This window comes from Mogibacterium sp. CM50 (assembly GCF_000293155.1).
GTDB lineage: Bacteria > Bacillota > Clostridia > Peptostreptococcales > Anaerovoracaceae > Mogibacterium > Mogibacterium timidum.
The window spans coordinates 1-3,047 of record NZ_ALNL01000032.1 but is presented as its reverse complement, the minus strand read 5'-3'; the positions used below and the strand labels follow the sequence as shown (position 1 = coordinate 3,047).

The window sequence follows — 3,047 nt, the reverse complement described above, 5'->3', positions numbered from 1 at the left end:
AACCCTTTAATCTGTATGTCGCTTTCAGGGTATAAGAGTTTTCCTATGCGACCGCTTACCGAGTCAAGCTCCACACCATAAAACTTCAACTTTTTCATTTCATCAGGAAGATTTCCGATAAAGTTTCCTATTCCCATACTTGGCTCAAGGATATTTCCACTCTTAAATCCCATATCAGAAAGCGTCCTATACACTCCGTCAATAACGGTTTTCGGTGTGTAAAAGGCTGTTAAGGTTGACTCCCTTGCAGCTTCATATTCGACTTGAGTTAGGTTTTCCTTTAAGAAGTTTCTTGCAACTTCCCATTGACCCTTTTTACTTTCATCAAATATATCAGCAAGTCCGCCCCAACCGACATACTTTGAAAGGACTTCCTGAGCATTAATATCTAAATCTCTCTCACCTCTTTCAATTCGATTTAACATAGAGATTGCTTCAAAATTATTGTTTAATCTCTCACTTGGAGATAACTTTTCAGGAAGTGTTTCTTCTGTGATTTTAAAGTTATGAGCCTCAGTTTTCTTTACTTCTACTCCCTCAATAGTCTTTTCATGTTTCGTATAGGTCAGATTTTCAAATAGCCTATCAAGGTCGCTTTCAAGACGATAAGGGATTACATCGGAGCCTGTTATCATACCACCAAGATATTCGGTATTGTCCTTAACCGTTACTGTCTTTAGATTATTTCCCATATCATCAAAGCGTGTTATGGTATAGTCTTTATCCTTGTATCTTACTTCATCACCAATAATAAAGGCAGGTCTTTCAAGGCTTATCTGCTTTAATAAGTCCTCATTATCTTCAACGTCTACAATCGGTATCTGATGATTGCCGGATCTATTAGGATCAAGCCACAAATCATATCTTTCTGTGATTTCATTCTTAGAAATCTCCCTTACAGTGTATTCTTCATGATTAAAATAGACGGTATCTCCCTCTTTAACTTCAGATTCATCTGCAAGGCTTTCCTTTTCTTCGTTAAGCTCTACTTCTTCTCTTTCTTTGAGGTAATCAAATAGCGTTCCCTGAACAGGTGTTACAGCTACTCTTTCTTCTATTTCTTCAGATACATCAAGCTCTGTTTCTTCTTCAAAGCTAAGCTCCCCATTAAAGGCTAATTGAAGCTCCTGCTCATCCATCTGCTTGACAAGTTCCGTATCTTTAAGTTCTCTAAAGGTCTTTGGAAAATCTTCAAAAATAAGCCTTTGAGCATTTAATTCTTTCAAGTCTTCAAGATTGAAATATCCCCATTCAGGTTCAATCCCAAGTACAAGTCCGAAAGCATCACCACTTTCCCTATCGTATTCTGTCATATACCAAGTCCAATTACTTCTCAATGGAATGATATATGCAGCATGAACTTGCTTATCTGCTAAAGATACATCTTCTTGTGCATAAAGTTCAGGCACTCTTTCAAGCATTTCATCCGTCATTAAGTTTTCAGGATTGTCTTTGGAATAATATTGCGGTTCTTTTTCTTCTATCTCTGTATTACTTTCTATTTTCTTTTCCTCAAGATAAAGATTTTTAGAAAGCAACTCATCAATATGTTTTGCCACACTTGACCAAGTAAGAAAAACATCACTGCAATCTTTCTTCTGTAATTTAAGTCCCTTAGCATCGTGCCATTCATCACTTCCCATTGCACCTGAAACAGCATGGGAATGTCCTCCGATTCCATATTCGTCTTTTAAGAAGTTCGCTTTTTCCTGAAGCGTATGATTTTCTTTAAAAAACTTGGTAATTCGCTCTTTTCCTCTATCAACGTCGCTTCCTCTTGAAAGGCTTTCAAGGACTTCATCTTCTGTAATAAAAGGCTTTACCTTTGGAAGTTCTGTCAGATTGGTACTATATTCCTTTCGTGGCAGTTCAAATTCCTTGAGTCTCTGATAAAGGCTATCAACCTTGTGATAATGAAACCTTAGTACATCTCTGTTTTCTTTGTATCCTTCTAAAAATCTTTCGTATTCCCTGATTGTTTCTTTCAGATACTCAGGATTTTTTAATGCTTCAGATAACCTTTTCGTTTCTTCCGGAAAGCCACCACCTCTTTCAAAAGAGTTGAAATATCCTTGCTCTATTCCTTCTTCGCTTAAATCGTGCGTTAGATACCATAAGGATTCTGAAATTCTATCCCTTTCATAGTTCTGTGCCTCTAAAAGTTCTACATTTGCAGCAAACTCACCTCTGTCAAGAAGTTCATTTATCCTACTTGCTGCATCACTCCAACTTAAAATTTGTGTATTATCCTCTCTTGCCGATGTTCCATAAGCTAAATGAATACCTTTATCCGAATACCAGGAAGATACTTCTCTTTCATCAATGTAAAATCCGTTTCCTCCTCTAAAAGTACCTTTGAGGTATTCTCCCAATTCTTCATTACTTTTTCCTTTAGAAAACTCTGCGATAACAGGAAGCCTACTGCCATCGTGATTTCCTCCGTTAATAAGGACAATATCTATATCTTTGGGGCTTAAGGGAATGGTAAGCCTCATCTGTCCGTAGGAATTTTCATGCAAAGAAAAAGAAGCCTTATCAGCTTCTCTTATCTCTGCTTCAGTATTTTCTTTTAGATTTCCACGATTTCCTTGATGGTCATCTCTTTCAGTGCTGAAATCATTGCCCCATACTGCGGATTGTTCTCGCCCTCTATCTTCCAAGCTGCCATCAGCTTCGGCTTCTCTGTTCTCATAAACTCTATCGCTTGTTTCTGAATATCCATCAGGTGTCCTGTCAGCTTCTTCTCCTTGTATAGGTCTACCAACATCTCGAAGTGGCTCTGCTCCTCGCTCTGTGATAGATAATCCAGCCTCATCACTGCGTAAGTCGGATTCGGGAATTCTTTCATGAAATCCGTCTGTTCCTCCAAGCTGTTTAGTGTATTCTCCCTGATTTTCTCTATTATCTCGTCCGTACTCTCCATTTCGGAGAACTCGCTCGTTTTCATTTCTTTTCTGATCATCTCGTCGAAGTACATTTTCTTCTACCTCCTCAATTTCTTCTCTAATCTTATTATATCCTGCTTCTTTACCTCTTAAAACTTCTTT

General features: G+C 37.9%; 1 pseudogene. It reads right to left on the bottom strand.

The window, feature by feature from the left end:
* Nucleotides 1-3,047 (bottom strand): annotated as a pseudogene (locus HMPREF1152_RS04755) (helicase-related protein); the annotation flags it as partial.